Annotated in this window: 18 protein-coding genes; 12 read left to right on the forward strand and 6 right to left on the reverse strand. The window is 70.8% G+C overall.

What is annotated here, in order from left to right; genetic code table 11:
• Nucleotides 1-33: 33 nt before the first annotated feature.
• Entirely contained in the window at nt 34-726 is a 693-nt protein-coding gene (locus AB6V31_RS09670; RefSeq protein ID WP_056229289.1) for a winged helix-turn-helix domain-containing protein, read from the reverse strand.
• 114 nt (nt 727-840) lie between these two features.
• Between AB6V31_RS09670 and AB6V31_RS09675 the strand changes: the two genes are divergently transcribed.
• The 4 genes from AB6V31_RS09675 to AB6V31_RS09690 all read left to right on the forward strand — a co-directional run bounded on the left by AB6V31_RS09675 (nt 841) and on the right by AB6V31_RS09690 (nt 4,058).
• Nucleotides 841-1,131: a hypothetical protein gene (locus AB6V31_RS09675; protein ID WP_056229286.1), complete on the forward strand. Its 291-nt coding sequence runs from the start codon at nt 841-843 to the stop codon at nt 1,129-1,131.
• A gap of 130 nt (nt 1,132-1,261) precedes the next feature.
• Nucleotides 1,262-1,861, forward strand: a complete 600-nt coding sequence (locus tag AB6V31_RS09680; protein WP_056229283.1) for an FABP family protein — start codon at nt 1,262-1,264, stop codon at nt 1,859-1,861.
• 2 nt (nt 1,862-1,863) lie between these two features.
• Nucleotides 1,864-2,952, forward strand: a complete 1,089-nt coding sequence (locus tag AB6V31_RS09685) for a folate-binding protein YgfZ (RefSeq protein WP_369365307.1) — start codon at nt 1,864-1,866, stop codon at nt 2,950-2,952.
• Nucleotides 2,949-4,058, forward strand: coding sequence for an aromatic acid exporter family protein (locus AB6V31_RS09690; protein ID WP_176786384.1), 1,110 nt, complete (start codon nt 2,949-2,951; stop codon nt 4,056-4,058). The genes AB6V31_RS09685 and AB6V31_RS09690 overlap by 4 nt, the downstream gene beginning before the upstream one ends.
• Before the next feature lie 3 nt (nt 4,059-4,061).
• On the opposite strand, the gene AB6V31_RS09695 is transcribed toward AB6V31_RS09690, so the two are convergent.
• Nucleotides 4,062-4,850, reverse strand: a complete 789-nt coding sequence (locus tag AB6V31_RS09695) for a class I SAM-dependent methyltransferase (RefSeq protein WP_074696627.1) — start codon at nt 4,848-4,850, stop codon at nt 4,062-4,064.
• A 62-nt stretch (nt 4,851-4,912) separates the two neighbouring features.
• On the opposite strand from AB6V31_RS09695, the gene AB6V31_RS09700 reads away from it, so the two are divergent.
• Nucleotides 4,913-5,659 (forward strand): phosphoglyceromutase, encoded by a 747-nt coding sequence (locus tag AB6V31_RS09700; RefSeq protein ID WP_295821844.1) that lies wholly within the window; start codon nt 4,913-4,915, stop codon nt 5,657-5,659.
• A 63-nt stretch (nt 5,660-5,722) separates the two neighbouring features.
• Here the strand turns inward: AB6V31_RS09700 and phoU are convergent, their stop codons facing one another.
• On the reverse strand, nt 5,723-6,406 hold the full coding sequence (phoU, locus tag AB6V31_RS09705; RefSeq protein WP_369365310.1) for a phosphate signaling complex protein PhoU: 684 nt from the start codon (nt 6,404-6,406) through the stop codon (nt 5,723-5,725).
• Nucleotides 6,407-6,578: 172 nt separating this feature from the next.
• Here phoU and AB6V31_RS09710 point away from each other — a divergent pair, with 172 nt between their 5' ends.
• Both AB6V31_RS09710 and AB6V31_RS09715 read left to right on the forward strand, forming a co-directional pair.
• Nucleotides 6,579-7,793, forward strand: a complete 1,215-nt coding sequence (locus tag AB6V31_RS09710) for a cell wall metabolism sensor histidine kinase WalK (protein ID WP_056229261.1) — start codon at nt 6,579-6,581, stop codon at nt 7,791-7,793.
• Nucleotides 7,790-8,473, forward strand: a complete 684-nt coding sequence (locus tag AB6V31_RS09715) for a winged helix-turn-helix domain-containing protein (protein WP_369365312.1) — start codon at nt 7,790-7,792, stop codon at nt 8,471-8,473. The genes AB6V31_RS09710 and AB6V31_RS09715 overlap by 4 nt, the downstream gene beginning before the upstream one ends.
• A gap of 56 nt (nt 8,474-8,529) precedes the next feature.
• Here the strand turns inward: AB6V31_RS09715 and AB6V31_RS09720 are convergent, their stop codons facing one another.
• Complete coding sequence (locus AB6V31_RS09720; RefSeq protein WP_369365314.1) at nt 8,530-9,090, reverse strand: DNA modification methylase; 561 nt, start codon at nt 9,088-9,090, stop codon at nt 8,530-8,532.
• Between the two features lie 161 nt (nt 9,091-9,251).
• Between AB6V31_RS09720 and AB6V31_RS09725 the strand changes: the two genes are divergently transcribed.
• A complete protein-coding gene (locus AB6V31_RS09725) occupies nt 9,252-9,734 on the forward strand; it encodes a CarD family transcriptional regulator (RefSeq protein WP_056229249.1) in 483 nt (160 codons plus the stop codon).
• Nucleotides 9,735-9,849: 115 nt separating this feature from the next.
• Nucleotides 9,850-11,052, forward strand: a complete 1,203-nt coding sequence (gene ispD, locus AB6V31_RS09730) for a 2-C-methyl-D-erythritol 4-phosphate cytidylyltransferase (RefSeq protein ID WP_369365315.1) — start codon at nt 9,850-9,852, stop codon at nt 11,050-11,052.
• Here the strand turns inward: ispD and AB6V31_RS09735 are convergent.
• A complete protein-coding gene (locus tag AB6V31_RS09735; protein WP_113576082.1) occupies nt 11,049-11,501 on the reverse strand; it encodes a GNAT family N-acetyltransferase in 453 nt (150 codons plus the stop codon). The genes ispD and AB6V31_RS09735 overlap by 4 nt on opposite strands.
• A 77-nt stretch (nt 11,502-11,578) precedes the next feature.
• Here AB6V31_RS09735 and cysS point away from each other — a divergent pair, with 77 nt between their 5' ends.
• The 3 genes from cysS (at nt 11,579) to AB6V31_RS09750 (ending at nt 14,733) form a co-directional block, all read left to right on the forward strand.
• The gene (gene cysS, locus AB6V31_RS09740) at nt 11,579-12,979 is read left to right on the forward strand and encodes a cysteine--tRNA ligase (RefSeq protein WP_369365317.1); all 1,401 of its coding nucleotides are present in this window, start codon (nt 11,579-11,581) and stop codon (nt 12,977-12,979) included.
• The gene (gene rlmB, locus AB6V31_RS09745) at nt 12,972-13,970 is read left to right on the forward strand and encodes a 23S rRNA (guanosine(2251)-2'-O)-methyltransferase RlmB (protein WP_056229240.1); all 999 of its coding nucleotides are present in this window, start codon (nt 12,972-12,974) and stop codon (nt 13,968-13,970) included. The genes cysS and rlmB overlap by 8 nt, the downstream gene beginning before the upstream one ends.
• 121 nt (nt 13,971-14,091) lie before the next feature.
• Entirely contained in the window at nt 14,092-14,733 is a 642-nt protein-coding gene (locus tag AB6V31_RS09750; RefSeq protein ID WP_369365320.1) for an NAD(P)-dependent oxidoreductase, read from the forward strand.
• Nucleotides 14,734-14,827: 94 nt separating this feature from the next.
• On the opposite strand, the gene AB6V31_RS09755 is transcribed toward AB6V31_RS09750, so the two are convergent.
• Nucleotides 14,828-16,150 carry a DUF4032 domain-containing protein gene (locus tag AB6V31_RS09755; protein WP_279366486.1) on the reverse strand — a complete coding sequence of 441 codons (1,323 nt, stop codon included), beginning with the start codon at nt 16,148-16,150 and terminating at the stop codon, nt 14,828-14,830.
• Nucleotides 16,151-16,158 lie beyond the last annotated feature (8 nt).

Genomic DNA, 16,158 nt, shown 5'->3' on the forward strand with positions numbered 1-16,158 from the left:
TGACACGTGAGTGAACACGCGGTGCGTGTGGCTTTATGCGGAGGGGGATGCCGCGGCGGGGGCGTCGTCTTCGTAGACGTTGAACCGGTAGCCGACGTTGCGCACCGTGCCGATGAGCTGCTCGAGATCGCCGAGCTTCGCGCGCAGGCGTCGCACGTGCACGTCGACCGTGCGCGTGCCGCCGAAGTAGTCGTAGCCCCAGACCTCGCTCAGCAGCTGCTCGCGCGTGAAGACGCGCGAGGGGTGCGTGGCGAAGAAGTGCAGGAGCTGGAACTCCTTGTAGGTGAGGTCGAGGGGCTTGCCGTGCACCTTCGCCGAGTAGGACGACTCGTCGATCGTGATGCCCGAGGTCTGAATGCGCGTGGAGACCTGATCGGCGGCGCGACGGCCCATCGCGAGTCGGATGCGCGCGTCGATCTCGGCGGGACCCGCGCCGACCAGAACGACGTCGTCGATGCCCCAGTCGGTGGAGACCGCGGTGAGTCCGCCCTCGGTGACGATCAGCACGAGCGGCGCCTCGACGCCGGTGGTCGTCAGGATCTTGCTGAGCGACTTCGCGCCGACCAGGTCGAAGCGCGCGTCGACGAAGATGACGTCGGCGCTGGGGGCGTTCACCAGCTGCGCGGCCTCGGCGGGGATCTGTCGGACGCGGTGGCTCAGCAGTTCGAGCGCAGGCAGGGCCGCGCCGCCGCCCGGGGCGGAGCTGAGTACCAGAAGCTGTGCCAAGAGGACCTCCCGTGCGGCGTGCCGCGCACCCGATCATCTTAGGGTGACGGGCGCAGCCCCTCGACACCGGCGCTGCGCGTGCGCGTCGGGGGCGTCGTGGGTGATGATGGGGGCATGTCCACGCCCGACCTCGCGCCGCGCCGCACCTTCGGCGGCGTCGTCGCCGTGTGGGTGCTCGCCGCGGTCGCGGGTGTGCTCATCGGTTTGTTCGCACCCGAGCCCTGGCGCGCGCAGTGGATCACCGTGGCCCTGGGCGGCTGCATCATCGTGGCCTTCGCCGTGCAGCTCTGGTACGGCCGATCGCAGGCCTTCATCCAGCGCATGGCGCTGAGCAGCGTCGGCGCCATGGTGGTGCTCGGCATCATCACTGCGGGGTTCGGTCTCGCCGCGCTGGTGTCGGGCTAGGATCGAGCTATGGACCTTTTCGCGCTCGAAGCGTTCTTCGTGGGACTTCTCGGCCTCGCCTCGCTGGCGATCGCCTTCGTGTCCGGGACGGTCATCTGGAACCTCTACCGCGGCCAGCGCTGAGCGCGTCGTGATCGAGATCCCGACCGATCTTCCGGCCGACCTCGTTCCGCTCTCGTGGTTGGTCGGCGTCTGGGAGGGTACCGGCGTCATCGACTACGAGGTCGACGGCCGATCCTTCTCGGGTGAGTTCGCCCACCGGGTGAGCTTCAGCCACGATGGCGGTGCGTTCCTGAACTACTCCGCCGACGCGTGGCTCCTCGAGGGAGAAGAGCGACGACCGCTCGTCTCCGAGATCGGCTACTGGCGCCTCGCACGGCCGGTCGGCGACGCCGATGCCGGTCCGGGACTGCTCCCGGCGACCGCGGCCCCGGTGACCCGGACGGCCGACGACGTCGAAGCGCTCCGCAACGCCGACGGCGGCTTCGACATCGAGGTGAGCCTGGCGCACGCAGACGGCATCCTGGAGCTTTACGTCGGGCAGGTGAAGGGCCCGCGCATCGATCTGGCGACGGATGCGGTCGTCCGCACGGCCGGAGCGAAGTCCTACACCGCGGCCACCCGCCTCTATGGTCTCGTCGACAACCACCTGCTGTGGGCCTGGGACATCGCCGCCCTCGGTCGCGAGCTCGGCTCGCACGCCTCGGCTCGACTGGCTCGGGCGGAGTGAGCATGACCTCGTTCTCGGACGTCCCCGGTGCGGTCGTCGACGACCGGGGCCTCCGCCACGTCGGTGCTCCCGTCGCGGAGCAGCGCCGCTTGGCATCCGGATCCGCCCTCGCCCCGCTCGGTGACCGCCGTGTCATCACGGTCTCGGGCGAGGATCGCCGTAGCTGGCTCGATTCCCTGTCGTCGCAGGCGCTCACGCACCTGGCGCCCGGGGTCTCGACCGAGTTCCTCATCCTCGACCCGCAGGGGCGTGTCGAGCACGCCGCCTCGGTGGTCGACGACGGCGAGATCACGTGGCTCCTCGTCGACGCCTCCGACGCCGAGGCCCTCGCGACCTGGCTCACGCGCATGCGGTTCCGCCTGCGCGTCGTGGTGACGGATCGTTCGGACGAGCTGTTCGTCCTCGGTGGCACGCGCGAGGCCGTCAGCGCCCTCACGACCGTCGCACCGGTCTGGGTCGATCCGTGGCCCGACGTCTCTCCCGGCGGCTGGGCGTACGCCCGTGTCGACCCGCACCCGGGTGCCGACCGCGACTGGGCCGAAGCGATCGTGGATGCCGCGGAGTACGAGCGCGTGATCGCGTCCGCCGCGGCGGGGCAGACGGCTCTGGCCGGTCTCGACGCCGTCGAGGCGCTGCGCGTGGCCGCGTGGCGTCCTCGGGTGTCCGTCGACGCCGACGAGCGGCTCCTCCCGCACGAGATGGACTGGCTCCGCACGGCGGTGCACCTGTCGAAGGGCTGCTACCGCGGCCAGGAGACGGTCGCCAAGGTGCACAACCTCGGTCACCCGCCGCGTCGCGTCGTGGCGTTGCAGCTCGACGGCAGCGACAACGTCCTCCCCTCTCGCGGAGACGTCGTCCGCGCGGGCGACACCGTGATCGGCGCCATCACCTCGGTCGCCGTGCACCACGAGGAGGGCCCCATCGCCCTCGCCCTCGTCAAGCGCACCGCCCCCGAGGGCGAGCCCCTCGTCGTCGACACCGCTGACGGCCCGCTCGCCGCCGCAGCCGAGACGGTCGTGCCGGCCGACGCCGGGGCCACCGCCTCGGTTCCCCGCTTGCCGCGCCTCGGGCGCCGCCGCGCCGCGGAATGAGCACCGACGACTCCTCGACGACCGTCGGGGTCGTCGTCGCCCGTTCGCGCTGGCGCACGACGCTGGGTCGTCGCTTCGTCCGCGTCCGCGAGTCGCTCCCCGCGATCGCCCAGATCGTCGTCGCCGCCACGGCCGCCTTCGCGTTCGCCCACGTCGTCCTCGGGCATCCGGTGCCGCTGCTGGCGGCGACCGTGACGGTGTCGAGCCTGGGCCTCGTTCGCGACGCACGTCCGTGGCGGGTGGCCGAGACGGTCATGGGCATGCTGGTCGGCATCCTGATCGCCGAGGTCGTGCTGATCGTGGCGGGCGCGGGATGGTGGCAGATCGCTCTCGCGATGACGGTCACGCTCGTGGTCGCGCGCTTCCTCTCGCCGCAGCCGGGGTTCGCGCTCGCCGCGGTGGTGCAGTCGCTCATCGCCCTCGTCCTGGTCTCGGGCGTCCCGTTCCTCCGCCTGGTCGACGGCGCGGTCGGGGGTGTCGCGGCGCTGATCGTGACCGCGCTCATCCCGCGCACTCTGCGTCGCACCGAGCTGCGCGACGCCGACGAGCTGTTCGACGCGATGGACGCGGCCATGGACACGATCGTTCGGGCCCTGCGCAAGGGCGACCGGGCTCGGGCGGAGCGCGGTCTCGAGCGTGCCCGTTCGCTGCAGACCTACGTCGACGCGTGGAGCGGGTCGCTCGAATCCGGTCGCGAGGTCGCCCGCATCTCGCCGTTCCTGCGCCGCCAGCGGACCGAACTCGACCGCCATGAGCGAGTGCGCGGGGCGCTGGATCTCACGACGCGGAATCTGCGCGTCGTCGCTCGGCGTGCGGCGTACCTCTGCGCCGACGGCGAGAGCCGGCCCGTTCCCGCCGACCTTCTGGCCGAGCTGGCCCGAGGGGCGGGGCTCGTGCGCGACGGCCTCGACGACATCTCGCTCGAGCCCGTCGCCCGGGAGGCGATCGGGGCGGTCGCTCGGCGGCTCGACCCGGCGGCCCTCCTTCCGGACGGACGCGTCGGCGAGCTCAACCTGATCGCGGCCCTGCGTCCGCTCGCCGTCGATCTGCTCGTCGCCGCCGGGATGCCCTCGGCCGACGCGCGCGAACTCCTGCCGCGCGTCTGAGGCTCAGCGCGGAGCGACGGCCTCCCACGCCACGCCCACCTCGCCGAGTCTCCACCGCTCGCGGCGCAGCAGGGGCCACCCCGCGTCCGCCACGGCCCGCATCGCCGTGCGCCAGCGGTGGACCGGCCCGAACGGGGCGACCACCGCAGCGCGGGTCCACTCCCGATCGAGGGATGCCACGAACTCGTGCACGCGCTCGCCCTCGACGTTGCGGTGGATCAGGGCCTTCGGCAGACGTTCGGCGGCGATCGCGGGGGAGTCGAGCTCGGCGAGACGCAGCGAGATGGTGAGGCTGCGGGGAACGGCATCCACCCCCACCTCGGCCCAGGTCGCGATGCGACCGATCTCATCGCAGGTGCCCTCGACCAGGATGCCGTCCGGCTGCAGCCGCGCGCACATGCGGCCCCAGGCGTCGGCGACGTCGCCCTCGTCGTACTGCCGCAGGACGTTCATGGCGCGGATGACCGCGGGACGACGGCTCCCGGGTAGCGGCACCTCGAACCCGCCGCGCGCGAAGGACACGCCCTCGACGCCGACGGCCTGCTCGCGTGCCCGGGCGACGCGGTCGGGGTCGATCTCGAGACCGAGGACCTCGGCATCCGGTCGCTGACTGCGCAGACGGGCGAGAAGCTCGAGGGGTGTCACGGCGCTGGCTCCGAAGCCCAGGTCGACGACGAGGGGGTCATCGGCGCGGCGGAGGACGGGGTGACGGGCGATCCAGCGATCGATCCGGCGGAGGCGGTTGACACCGGTCGTGCCGCGCGTGGGCCGGCCGACGGGGGAGGGGGTCACCCGAACATTTTGCCAGGCCTCGCGGCCCCGGTCCGCGGCGCTCGTCTCGGTAGCATGGAGTCATGCCTCACACGCTGATCCTCCTCCGCCACGGGCAGAGCGAGTGGAACAAGACCAACCAGTTCACCGGCTGGGTCGATGTGCGACTCACCGATCAGGGCAAGGCCGAGGCGAAGCGCGGCGGCGAGCTGCTCGCCGAGTCCGGCGTTCTGCCCGACGTGCTGCACACCTCGGTGCTGAGCCGCGCGATCCAGACCGCCAACATCGCCCTCGACGCGGCCGACCGTCTGTGGATCCCGGTCAAGCGCTCGTGGCGCCTGAACGAGCGCCACTACGGTGCTCTGCAGGGCAAAGACAAGGCCCAGACGCTCGAGGAGTTCGGCAACGAGCAGTTCATGCTGTGGCGTCGCTCGTTCGACGTTCCGCCGCCGGCTCTGCCCGCCGACGACCAGTACAGCCAGGTCGGCGACCCGCGCTACGACGGCATCGACGGTGAGGTGCCCGACACCGAGTCGCTGAAGATCGTCATCGACCGCATGCTGCCCTACTGGCACAGCGACATCGTGCCCGATCTGCAAGCCGGCAAGACGGTGCTCGTCACCGCGCACGGCAACTCGCTGCGCGGTCTCGTGAAGCACCTCGAGGGCATCAGCGACGCCGACATCGCCGAGTTGAACATCCCCACGGGCATCCCGCTGGTGTACCGCCTCGACGACGACATGAAGCCGCTCGGCCCGGGCGAGTACCTCGACCCCGAGGCCGCGGCCGCCGGTGCCGCCGCCGTCGCCGCTCAGGGCAACAAGCACTGACGCCGGAACAGAAGAGGGGGTGGATGCCGATCGGCATCCACCCCCTCTTCTCGTGTTCTGGGCTCAGATGACCGGGCTCGGTTCGTGAGCGGACTCGTCGTCGGCGCCCGCCCAGTCGCCCGTCGCGAGGTAGACGACCTTCTTCGCGACCGAGACGGCGTGGTCGGCGAAGCGCTCGTGGTACCGGCTGGCGAGGGTGGCGTCGACCGTGGCGGTGGCCTCGCCCTTCCAGGAGTCGCCGAGCACCTTCTCGAAGACGCTGACGTGCAGCTCGTCGATGTCGTCGTCGGCGTCGCGGATGGCCTCGGCGATGCGGAGGTCCTGCGTGCGCAGCAGCTCGGCGAGCTTGCGCGCCACCTCGACGTCGAGCTCGCCCATGCGGGTGAAGGTGCTCTTCAGGCCCTTGGGGACGGCCCGCTCGGGGAAGCGCGAACGTGCCAGCTGGGCGATGTGCTCGGCCATGTCGCCCATGCGCTCGAGCGAGGCGCTCACGCGGAGGGCGGTGACGACGATGCGCAGATCGCGGGCGACGGGCTGCTGGCGGGCGAGGATCTCGATCGCGAGCTCGTCGAGCTCGAAGGCCTTCTCGTCGATGACGGCGTCGGCTTCGATGACCTCTTCGGCGAGGGAGACGTCGCTCGTGCCGAAGGCGCGCGTGGCGCGGTCGATCGCGACGGTCACGAGGTCGGCGATTTCGACCAGTCGGCTCTGAACGTCCTCGAGGGACTGGTGGAATACTTCGCGCATGGCGGGTACCTTCCTCGTCGGCGGCACGGCACATAGGTGTCCCGCAACCCTCGGGGATTCTTCCCAGCGAAGGTTAACGAGTGGTGCTGTGACAGTGAATAGTAGCCTCTGCCGCGGCGTGCACGGGGGTGAACGGCCGGTGACGCCCGGGAGGCGGCTCTACGCTGGGGGCATGGAACAACCGCAGCTCGTGCTGCTCGCGCTCCTCGCAGGACTCCTGGTCGGGGCCGCGGTGGTCGGCCTCGTGGTCGCAGCCCTCCGCGCTCGCGACCGTTCACTCGCACAGACCTCCTCGGAGGTGCCCGAGGGCGTGGAGGCCATGCTGGGGGCGATGGACGACCCCGCATTCGTCTGCGACACCTCATCGACCGTGCTGGCGCTCTCGCCGGCCGCCGAGGTGTTCGGCGTCCACGCCGGAGAGGTGATCGCCAGCGAGGAGCTCAAGCGCGTGTCCCGGGTGGCGCGCGACACCGGCTCGGGCATCGCCGAGAACCTGCGCCTGCGCCGCGGCGCCGCTCCCGCCGAACCGCGCCTCGTGGCCGTGCGGGCCACGCCCATCTCGGCCCGCCTCACCCTTCTCGTCCTGCGCGACATCACCGAGCACGAGCGCGTGGAAGAGATGCGGCGCGACTTCGTGGCCAACACGAGCCACGAACTGAAGACCCCCGTCGGCGCGGTGAGCCTTCTCGCCGAGGCGATCGAGTCCGCCGCCGACGACCCCGCCCAGGTGCGGCACTTCTCGTCGCGCCTGCAGGCGGAGGTCACCCGACTGGCTGCGCTCGTCAACCGCATCCTCAGCCTCTCGCGCCTGCAGGCCTCCGACGAGCTGCGCGACGTGCGCGACGTCTCGATCGACGAGGTCGTCACGGCCGCGGTCGAGGGGTACGCGATCCAGGCGGATGCCGCCCAGGTCACGGTGGTCCGCGGGGGGACGAAGGGCCTGTGGGTGCGCGGGGAGCCGCAGATCCTCACCGAGGCCGTCGGCAACCTGGTGGCCAACGCCATCGCCTACTCGCCCGAGGGATCGAAGGTCGGAGTGGGCATCAAGCTCGACGACACGGTCGTCGAGATCGCCGTCACCGACCGCGGGATCGGCATCCCCGAGAGCGACCAGCACCGCGTCTTCGAGCGCTTCTACCGCGCCGACCAGGCGCGCTCGCGCCGGACCGGTGGAACGGGACTCGGCCTGTCGATCGTGAAGCACGCCGTCCAGCGCCACGGGGGAGAGGTGCGGCTGTGGTCGCGGCCCGACCGCGGCTCGACCTTCACCATCCGCCTTCCGATGTCGGAAGCTCCCGACCTCGAGAGCGTCCGTCCCAAACCCCGTCGCAAGGGCCGCAAGGGCTCCGCGACGACCCCCGTACCCGCGAAGGGAGACACCGCATGACCCGCGTTCTGATCGTCGAGGACGAACCCGATCTGGCCGACCCGCTGGCCTACCTGCTGCGCCGGGAGGGGTACGAAGTCGAGATCGCCGAGGACGGCGCCCTCGCGCTGGTCGCCTTCCGCGACCGCGGAGCCGACATCCTCCTGCTGGATCTCATGCTCCCCGGGATGCCGGGGACCGAGGTATGTCGTCAGGTGCGTCTGACCTCGCAGGTGCCGATCATCATGCTCACGGCGAAGGACTCCGAGGTCGATATCGTCGTCGGTCTCGAACTCGGCGCCGACGACTACGTCACCAAGCCCTACTCGACCCGCGAACTCCTCGCGCGGATGCGCGCCGTGCTGCGCCGCCGCACGCCCGAGGAGGCCGACCTCGACGACCGGGTCCTGTCGGGCGGGCGCGTCGTGCTGGACATCGATCGCCACACGGTCGCCGTAGACGGCGGCGAGATCAACATCCCCCTCAAAGAGTTCGAGCTGCTCGAGGTGCTCATGCGCAACGCCGGTCGCGTGCTCACGCGCGGTCAGCTCATCGACCGCGTGTGGGGGACCGACTACTTCGGCGACACCAAGACCCTCGACGTGCACATCAAGCGGATCCGCTCGCGCATCGAGCAGAACCCGAGCGAGCCGAGCATGCTCGTGACCGTGCGCGGTCTGGGGTACCGCTTCGAGGCTTGACCCCCGCGGGAACGACGAAGGCGCCGACGGAGACCGTCGGCGCCTTCGTCGTTCGTTCAGGACGCGGGCGTCGCGCTGGGAGTCGGGGTCGGCGTGGCCGAGGGCGTCGCCGGGATCGAAAACGTGGCCTCGGGGGTCGGCGCCAGGGGAGCGAGGTACTCGAGTGCACCGTCGAGCACGGGGACCTGGATGAGTGCGCCCTGTCCGTCGCCGGACTGGAAGTACACGGGCACGGTCGAACCGGGCACGGCGTCGATGTCGTCGAGGCGCAGCGGCTCGACGTCGTCGGCCAGGTCGCCGAGGCTGAGGGTCCGGTTGCCGGGGACGTTCACCGACGAGCGGACAGCGGTCGAACCTTCGCCGACCTCGAGGCGCAGCGTGAGCGGCTCGGTGGTGTCGTTGACGATGGCCGCGACGAAGTTACCCGTCGTGCCGTCGTCGTTGGCGACGATCAGCGCGTTGCGCACGTGCAGCGGGCCGGAGTCGGCCGGCACGTTCACGCCGTCCGACGCGGAGTAATCGATGGTGGTCGCCTGCGGGGCGAGGATGTTGCATCCAGTCGTGCCGAGCACGACAGCGGCACCCACGGCGATGGACGCGATCAGGCGCGTTTTCACGGATCCTCCAAGATCGACAGACGGCATCCAGATCATCCTACGGGGTCCGCGGTGTCGAGCCGCCCCCACGCGCGCGAGGAGGGGGAAGGCTGCAGGGTGGGCGGAACCTTAGCGCATGCGGGCCTGTGGTATCCTGGATGTTGCCGAAAGGACATAACTCCATGCTTTTTGAGGTTGGCGAGACCGTCGTTTACCCGCACCATGGCGCGGCCACGATCATCGAGGTCAAGGAACGCGTTATCAAGGGTGAGACGAAGAAATACCTGAAGCTCAACGTCACGCAGGGAGACCTCGTCATCGAGGTCCCGGCTGACAACGTCGACCTCGTCGGCGTTCGCGACGTGATCGGCAAAGAGGGTCTCGACCGCGTCTTCGAGGTGCTACGCGCACCCTTCACCGAGGAGCCGACCAACTGGTCGCGTCGCTACAAGGCGAACCTCGAGAAGCTCGCGTCGGGCGACGTGATCAAGGTGAGCGAGGTCGTCCGCGACCTGTGGCGCCGCGATCAGGACCGCGGTCTGTCCGCCGGCGAGAAGCGCATGCTGGCCAAGGCCCGTCAGATCCTCGTCTCCGAGCTCGCTCTGGCCGAGAAGACCGACGAAGACCGTGCGAGCGTCGTGCTCGACGAGGTCCTCGCGTCCTGACGCCCCGGTGCCGGGACCCCCGCGCTGACGCCCCGTCCCCGTCGTCGAGAACCGATGACGAGGCCGGGGCTTTCGGCGTTCCGCGGCGCATGTCGGGTCGCGCTAGCGTGAACGGGTGACTCTCACCCCCGTTCCCCGTCTCGCGGTCATCGTCGTCGCCGCCGGCTCCGGCACCCGTCTGAAGGGTGGAGCGCCGAAGGCGTTCGTCGGCATCGACGACCGGTCGATCCTGCACCACGCCCTGCGCGGTGTGTTCGCGGCGACGACCGCGCAGGTGGTCGTCGTGGTGCCCCCGGGGTACGAGGGCGAGGCGTTGACCGATGCGCGGGATGCCGCGGGCGATCGCGCCGATCTCGTCACCGTCGTGGTGGGCGGCGCCACCCGTCAGGAATCGGTCCTCGCGGGCCTCGACGCGCTGTGGGCCGACGTCGAGATCGTCCTGGTCCACGATGCCGCGCGCGCGCTGACGCCCGCCGCCGTCTTCGACCGTGTGGTCGCGGTGATCGACGCCGGAGCCGTGGCGGTCATTCCGACGCTCCCCGTGGTGGACACCATCAAACGGGTCGATGAGGACGGACGCGTGGTCGGACCCGTCGACCGCTCGGAGCTCGCCGCCGCTCAGACCCCTCAGGGCTTCCTGCGGACCGTGCTCCGATCGGCGCTCGCGTCGGTCGATGTCGACCACACCGACGACGCGGCGGCCGTCGCCGCAGCGGGGCATTCCGTGGTCACCGTCGAGGGGGACGCCGTGGCGTTCAAGATCACGACCGGCCCCGACCTCGACCGTGCTCGAGCTCTTCTGCAGGCGAGCCCCGCGGCATCCCTCGTCCAGGCGCCGGTGCACACGGCCCCGCGCGTGGGGATCGGCACCGACGTGCACGGTTTCGGCGGCGAGGGGACGCTCTGGCTCGCGGGCCTCGAATGGCCGGGGGAGCAGGCGCTCTCGGGCCACTCCGACGGTGACGCCGTCGCCCACGCGATCGTCGACGCGCTCTTGGCGGCCGCGGGTCTCGGTGACATCGGCACGCACTTCGGCACGGACCGGCCCGAATTCGCCGGAGCGCACGCCGCCGCCTTCCTCGCGCACACCGTCGGCCTGCTCGGAGCCGCAGGATGGCGCATCGGCAACGTGTCGGCGCAGGTGCAGGCGAACCGCCCGCGCTTCGCGTCGCGTCGCGTCGAGGCCGAGCAGGTGCTGTCGGCCGCCCTCGGCGGTGCGGCGGTATCGGTGAGCGCCACCACGACGGACGGTCTCGGTTTCACGGGACGCACCGAGGGTGTGGCCGCCTTCGCGACGGTGCTTCTCCTGCCGGCCTAGAGCTCCCGCGTCATGAAGGTCGAGAGCGGGTCGGGCACGTAGGGCGCGAACGCCGGGCATTCGACGAAACCCTCGCTGGCGTAGAGGCGTCGCGCGGGCACGAAGTCGTCGGTGCTCCCGGTCTCGAGCCACAGACTCCGGATGCCGCGCTCCCGCGCATCGTCCATGATGTGCCGCAGGATGGCGCGACCGATCCCCTGGCCGAGGAAGCCCTCCACGACCCGCATCGACTTCAGCTCGGCCCGGCCCCCGTCGAGGTCCTTGCACGCGCCGATACCGGCGAGCTCGTCGTCCACCCACGCCGACCACACCGTGACGCCGTCGGCGGCGAGACGGTCCACGTCGAGCGCGTGCACGCTCTCGACGGGTGTGTTCTCGAGCATGCCGGCGAGGTGCGCGGCGACGAGAGCGCGCGTGGCGTCTCCGGACAGGTCATCGGGGCGGATCATGAGGGGCACTCCCGCACCCTAACCACCCCGTGTTTCACGCTCGGGTCGCGTGGGAAGGCGGCCGGTAGGCTGGGGCGGTGACTGTTCGGCTCTACGACACGAAGGCGCAGGCTCTGCGCGACTTCGTCCCCCTCGACCCCTCGAACGTCACGGTGTACGTCTGCGGGCCGACCGTGCAGTCGGGTCCCCACATCGGTCACGTCCGCGCGGCTCTCGCGTTCGACCTGCTGCGCCGCTGGCTCGCGCACCGCTACGGTCGCGTCACCTTCGTGCGCAACGTCACCGACATCGACGACAAGGTCCTCGCCAACGCGCGGGACACCGAGCCGTGGTGGGCCCTCGCCTACCGCATGGAGCTCGAGTTCTCTCGGGCCTACGAGGCCGTCGGCATCCTTCCCCCGACGTACGAGCCCCGCGCGACCGCTTCGGTGACGCAGATGCAGGAGCTCATCTCGGAGCTCATCGAGCGCGGTCACGCCTACGCCGCTGCCGGAGACGTGTACTTCGACGTGCGATCGTGGCCCGCCTACGGCGAGCTCACGCGGCAGAGCCTGGATGCCATGGAGCCGGCCGCCGACGCCGACCCCCGGGGCAAGAGAGACCCGCGTGACTTCGCCCTGTGGAAGGGCGCGAAGCCCGGGGAGCCCGCTTCGGCGACCTGGGCCTCGCAGTGGGGCGCGGGGCGCCCGGGCTGGCACATCGAGTGCTCGGCGATGTCGCGTCGATACCTGGGGCCCGAGTTCGACATCCACGGCGGCGGTCTCGACCTGCGCTTCCCCCACCACGAGAACGAGATCGCCCAGTCGACCGCAGCCGGGGACCCGTTCGCCCGGTACTGGGTGCACAACGGTCTCGTCACGGTCGACGGGCAGAAGATGTCGAAGTCGCTGGGCAACTTCACCCTCGCCTCCGACGTGCTCGACGCTCACGACCCGCTGGTGGTGCGCTACGCCCTCGCCGCGGCCCACTACCGCTCGAACCTCGACCTCACCGAAGCCTCGTGGGCCGAGGCCGAGGCGGCTCTCGGTCGCATCCGGACCTTCCTCGACCGAGCCGCTCGCCTCGTGAAGCCGGGATGGTCCGAGGCGAAGGAGGGGCTCCCGACGGAGTTCGTCGAAGCGATGAACGACGACCTCTCGGTGCCGCGGGCGCTGGCGGCGATCCACACGAGCATCCGCTCGGGAAATGCGCTGCTCGACGCCGGCAAGTACGATGAAGCGAAGCAGGACGTCTCGGACGTCTCGCAGATGACGCTCGTCCTGGGTCTCAACCCTCACTCTTCTCAGTGGGGTGGCACCGGCGGGGGAGCGGAGACCGCCGCTCTGGACGCCCTCGTCCAGACGATGATCACGCAGCGTGCGCAGGCACGCGCGGACAAGGATTGGGCGGCCGCGGATCGCATTCGAGACGCGATCGCCGCCGCAGGAATCACGCTGGAGGACACTCCGGCCGGAACGCATTGGAGTATCGATGGCTAAGCCTGGACGCCCGGGAGCACGCAACCCCGGCAAGAAGAAGGGCCCCCTAAAGGGGACCGGCGGCCACGTCCGCAAGGGACTCGAGGGTCGCGGACCGACCCCCAAGGCCGAGGACCGCGCCTGGCACCCCGCGGGCAAGCGGAAGGCCGCCCAGGAGCGCTACGCCGCCGCCGGCGGCAAGGCGAAGCCGGGCGTGCGCGCCGTCGGCAGCAACCCGAACCGCAAGAGCCCCAAGGCGGCCGACGACACCGAGACGGTCACCGGTCGCAACTCGGTGCTCGAAGCGCTCCGCGCGAAGATCCCCGCCACGGCGATGTACGTCGCCCAGCGCATCGAGATGGACGACCGCGTCAAAGAGATGCTGTCGATGGCGACCAACCGCGGCATCCCCGTGCTCGAGGTCACCCGCCCCGAGCTGGACCGCATGGCCGGCTTCGACGGCGTGCACCAGGGCGTCGCCCTCAAGGTGCCCCCGTACGCCTACGCCCACCCGCAGGACCTGCTCGAGCAGATCATCGACAAGGGCCAGGTGCCCCTGCTCGTCGCGCTCGACGGCGTCACCGACCCCCGCAACCTCGGCGCGATCATCCGCTCGACGGGCGCGTTCGGCGGTCAGGGGCTGATCATCCCGCAGCGTCGCTCGGCGAGCGTCAACTCCGCCGCGTGGAAGACCAGCGCCGGGGCCGCCGCCCGCATCCCCGTCGCCCTGGCGGCCAACCTGACGGCCACGCTGAAGGAGTTCAAGAAGCAGGGTGTCTTCGTGCTCGGCCTCGACGGCGACGGCGACGTCTCGCTGCCTGCCCTCGAGCTCGCGGATCGTCCCGTCGTGATCGTCGTCGGCTCGGAGGGCAAGGGCCTGTCGCGCCTGGTCACCGAGACCTGCGACCAGGTCGTGTCGATCCCGATCTCGGCCGTGACCGAGTCGCTCAACGCCGGCATCGCGGCATCCGTCGCCCTCTACCAGGTGTCGACGCTGCGCGCGGCTCGGTGAGCTCCACGATCCTGCTCTGAAAGCCCGACGAACACGCCGGGTCGCATTGCCCGGGCGCCCCGATCACGGCACGCTGGAGGAGGACGTGGTTCCGTCCAGCAGACTGACGAAAGGAACGCCCATGCCCCGCATCGCCGTCATCGGAGGCACCGGCTACGCCGGCAGCCACATCGTGACCGAAGCCGTGCGCCGCGGCCACACCGTGGTCTCGGTCGCCCGCTCGGTTCCGGCCGAGCGCATCGAGGGAGCGACCTACGTCGAAGGCACCGTGCTCGACGTCCCCGGGCTCGTCGCCGAGCTCGAGGGGGTCGACGTGGTCGTGTCGGCCGTGGCCCCCCGCGGCGACATGGAGGGCAAGCTGCGCCCCGCGATCGCCGAGCTCGTGGCCGCGCTCCCCGACGGCGTCCGCATCGGCGTCGTGGGTGGCGCGGGTGGATCGCTGGTCGCCGAGGGCGGCCCGCGCCTGGTCGACACCGCCGAGTTCACCGAGGAGTTCAAGCCCGAGGCCCTCGAGGCGTACGGCATCCTCGAAGACCTCCAGGCTGACGACACCGGTCGCGACTGGTTCTACCTCCACCCCGCCGGAGGCTTCGGCGCGTGGGCGCCGGGAGAGCGCACCGGGTCGTACCGCGACGGCGGCGACGTGCTCGTCGTCGACGACGAAGGCAACTCGTTCATCGGCGGTGCCGACTTCGCGATCGCGGTCCTCGACGAGATCGAGAACCCGAAGCACACGCGCGAGCGCTTCACCGTGGGGTACTGAGCCCGCGAGACACCGAGGCCGTGGCATCCGGGATCGAATCCGGACGCCACGGCCTTCGTCGTTCCGGGCGCGCGGTGCCCGGCCCGAGGAGCGGTCAGACCAGGTCGCGCCAGTCCACCGCGTCGGTGTCGGTCGTGGGGACCTCACCGGTTTCGGGAGCGTCGGCGTCGGAGACCGTCGGCAGCGACATCGTGTCGGTGGGCGGGCCCATCACGGTGGCCTCGTCGCGACGGTGACGCAGGACGTCGTCGATGTACGAACTCACGACCTCGGCCAGGGGCACCGAACGACCGCGCGCCTGCGACATGTACCAGCGGTGCTCGAGCACCTGGTGGAACACCTCGGCGGGCTCGAGCTTGGCGCGCAGGTCCCACGGGATCGCCATGACGATCGGCTCGAACACGCGGGTGAGCCACTCGTGCGCGACCATCTCTTCATCGGCGCCGAGGCGTGACACGCGGGCCCGGAACTCGTCCAGGTCGTTGAGCAGTCGACGGGCCTGGTTCTCTTCGACATCGAGGCCGGTCAGACGGAGCAGGCGGCGCTGGTGGTGTCCGGCATCCACCACCTTGGGTTGGATCGACACCTTCGTGCCGTCGCTGGCCGTGCGGATCGACATCTCGCCGATGTCGAAGCCGAGGGCGTTCAACCGATGCACGCGCTCGGTGATGCGCCACGACTCGTCGACGGCGAAGGACTCCTTGTCGGTGAGAGCCCCCCACAGCGAGTGATACGACGAGACGAGACCGTCGGCGATGGCCACGGCATCCACTCCGCCCTCGAGGCGGCCCCCGGCTTCGAGATCCATGATCTCGCCGGCGATGTTGATGCGGGCGATGTCGAGATCGTGCGCACGCTGACCCGGCGTCAGGCGGTTGCCGTGCAGCTCACCCGTCTCGGCGTCGACCAGGTACGCGGCGAACTCGCCGGCGTCGCGGCGGAAGAGGGTGTTCGACAGTGAGACGTCGCCCCAGTAGAAGCCCACGTTGTGCAGACGCACCAGCAGCACGGCCAGGGCGTCGACGAGGCGCGTCGCGGTGTGCGGGCGGAGCACCTGCGTGAACAGGGCGCGATACGGGAGCGAGAAGCGCAGGTGCGCCGTGACGAGCGCCGCGGGGAGGGGGCGACCCGAGGCGTCGGTGCGACCGGCGATCACCGCGACGCGGTCGACGCAGGGGGCGTCGAGACGGTCGAGGTTGCCGAGCATGTCGTACTCGCGCCGCGCCATCTCTTCGGTCGTCTCTTTGATGGCGACGACCCGACCCGACAGGTTGGCGAAGCGCACGAGGTGCCGCGAGATGCCCTTCGGGAGCGCCACGATGTGGCTGCTGGGCCAGTCGGCGAGACCGGTCGACCAGGGCAGCTGCAGGAGGCCCGGGTCGACGGTGCTGGCCGTGATGCTGAGGGATTCGGACACGGGTACCT

It is taken from the genome of Microbacterium sp. 16-032, from assembly GCF_041079455.1.
Lineage (GTDB): Bacteria > Actinomycetota > Actinomycetes > Actinomycetales > Microbacteriaceae > Microbacterium > Microbacterium testaceum_A.

What these genes read in the sequence shown, in the direction of transcription:
- AB6V31_RS09735 (WP_113576082.1), bottom strand. Translation starts at nt 11,501, where the DNA reads ATGATCCGCCCCGATGACCTGTCCGGAGACGCCACGCGCGCTCTCGTC.
- rlmB (WP_056229240.1), top strand. Translation starts at nt 12,972, where the DNA reads ATGGCTAAGCCTGGACGCCCGGGAGCACGCAACCCCGGCAAGAAGAAG.
- AB6V31_RS09675 (WP_056229286.1), top strand. Translation starts at nt 841, where the DNA reads ATGTCCACGCCCGACCTCGCGCCGCGCCGCACCTTCGGCGGCGTCGTC.
- AB6V31_RS09700 (WP_295821844.1), top strand. Translation starts at nt 4,913, where the DNA reads ATGCCTCACACGCTGATCCTCCTCCGCCACGGGCAGAGCGAGTGGAAC.
- AB6V31_RS09710 (WP_056229261.1), top strand. Translation starts at nt 6,579, where the DNA reads ATGGAACAACCGCAGCTCGTGCTGCTCGCGCTCCTCGCAGGACTCCTG.
- AB6V31_RS09685 (WP_369365307.1), top strand. Translation starts at nt 1,864, where the DNA reads ATGACCTCGTTCTCGGACGTCCCCGGTGCGGTCGTCGACGACCGGGGC.
- AB6V31_RS09725 (WP_056229249.1), top strand. Translation starts at nt 9,252, where the DNA reads ATGCTTTTTGAGGTTGGCGAGACCGTCGTTTACCCGCACCATGGCGCG.
- phoU (WP_369365310.1), bottom strand. Translation starts at nt 6,406, where the DNA reads ATGCGCGAAGTATTCCACCAGTCCCTCGAGGACGTTCAGAGCCGACTG.
- AB6V31_RS09715 (WP_369365312.1), top strand. Translation starts at nt 7,790, where the DNA reads ATGACCCGCGTTCTGATCGTCGAGGACGAACCCGATCTGGCCGACCCG.
- AB6V31_RS09750 (WP_369365320.1), top strand. Translation starts at nt 14,092, where the DNA reads ATGCCCCGCATCGCCGTCATCGGAGGCACCGGCTACGCCGGCAGCCAC.
- AB6V31_RS09690 (WP_176786384.1), top strand. Translation starts at nt 2,949, where the DNA reads ATGAGCACCGACGACTCCTCGACGACCGTCGGGGTCGTCGTCGCCCGT.